At 51.7% G+C, this 1,817-nt stretch carries 1 rRNA gene; it reads left to right on the forward strand.

Annotation, left to right across the window (positions count from 1 at the left end):
* Positions 1-200: 200 nt before the first annotated feature.
* Positions 201-1,752: ribosomal RNA gene (locus ADIAL_RS03625) — 16S ribosomal RNA — on the forward strand.
* The last annotated feature ends 65 nt before the right edge of the window (positions 1,753-1,817 follow it).

Here is a 1,817-nt window from a genome sequence, read left to right on the forward strand (position 1 = left end):
ACAAGCAATCGAGACGATGGTATGATATAAAAGTTGCTGCTAACACAGCGACGCCAAACGAAAGTGCTAGATCTTTGAAAACTGAACAAAGTAGAAACAACCAAATGTGCAGGGGTCTTTCGTTCATTTTGAACGGAGACAACAAATCGAGTTGACAAGGTCAACTCACATTTTTACAAAAGTAATGAGCTTTTCAAACTTAAAACGAGAGTTTGATCCTGGCTCAGGACGAACGCTGGCGGCATGCCTAATACATGCAAGTCGAACGCCAACACACTCTGCTTGCAGAGTGTCGAGGAGTGGCGAACGGGTGAGTAACACGTGGAGAACCTGCCCATAAGAGGGGGATAACATCCGGAAACGGGTGCTAATACCGCATAGGTGACTGGAGCGCATGCTCTAGTCATGAAAGACGGCTTCGGCTGTCGCTTATGGATGGCTCCGCGGCGTATTAGCTAGTTGGTGAGGTAATGGCTCACCAAGGCAGTGATACGTAGCCGACCTGAGAGGGTGATCGGCCACACTGGGACTGAGACACGGCCCAGACTCCTACGGGAGGCAGCAGTAGGGAATCTTCCACAATGGGCGAAAGCCTGATGGAGCAATGCCGCGTGAGTGAAGAAGGTTTTCGGATCGTAAAGCTCTGTTGTTAGAGAAGAATAAGAGGTGTAGTAACTGGCACCTCCTTGACGGTATCTAACCAGAAAGTCACGGCTAACTACGTGCCAGCAGCCGCGGTAATACGTAGGTGACAAGCGTTGTCCGGATTTATTGGGCGTAAAGCGAGCGCAGGCGGTCTTTTAAGTCTGATGTGAAAGCCCACGGCTCAACCGTGGAGGGTCATTGGAAACTGGAAGACTTGAATGCAGAAGAGGAAAGTGGAATTCCATGTGTAGCGGTGAAATGCGTAGATATATGGAGGAACACCAGTGGCGAAGGCGACTTTCTGGTCTGTAATTGACGCTGAGGCTCGAAAGCGTGGGGAGCGAACAGGATTAGATACCCTGGTAGTCCACGCCGTAAACGATGAGTGCTAAGTGTTGGAGGGTTTCCGCCCTTCAGTGCTGGAGCTAACGCATTAAGCACTCCGCCTGGGGAGTACGGCCGCAAGGCTGAAACTCAAAGGAATTGACGGGGACCCGCACAAGCGGTGGAGCATGTGGTTTAATTCGAAGCAACGCGAAGAACCTTACCAGTTCTTGACATCCTCTGACCACCCAAGAGATTGGGCTTTCCCTTCGGGGACAGAGTGACAGGTGGTGCATGGTTGTCGTCAGCTCGTGTCGTGAGATGTTGGGTTAAGTCCCGTAACGAGCGCAACCCTTATTGTTAGTTGCCAGCATTCAGTTGGGCACTCTAGCGAGACTGCCGGTGATAAACCGGAGGAAGGCGGGGATGACGTCAAATCATCATGCCCCTTATGAACTGGGCTACACACGTGCTACAATGGATGGTACAACGAGTTGCGAGACCGCGAGGTTTAGCTAATCTCCTAAAGCCATTCTCAGTTCGGATTGCAGGCTGCAACTCGCCTGCATGAAGCTGGAATCGCTAGTAATCGCGGATCAGAATGCCGCGGTGAATACGTTCCCGGGTCTTGTACACACCGCCCGTCACACCACGAGAGTTTGGAACACCCGAAGTCGGCCGAGTAACCCTTACGGGAGCTAGCCGCCTAAGGTGGGCTGGATGATTGGGGTGAAGTCGTAACAAGGTAGCCGTATCGGAAGGTGCGGCTGGATCACCTCCTTTCTAAGGATAGTGCCATTTGGGCACACGGAACCTTGCACGGTTCGCTTTTACTTTGTTCAGTTTTG

Source organism: Alkalibacterium sp. AK22 (assembly GCF_000585255.1).
GTDB lineage: Bacteria > Bacillota > Bacilli > Lactobacillales > Carnobacteriaceae_A > Alkalibacterium.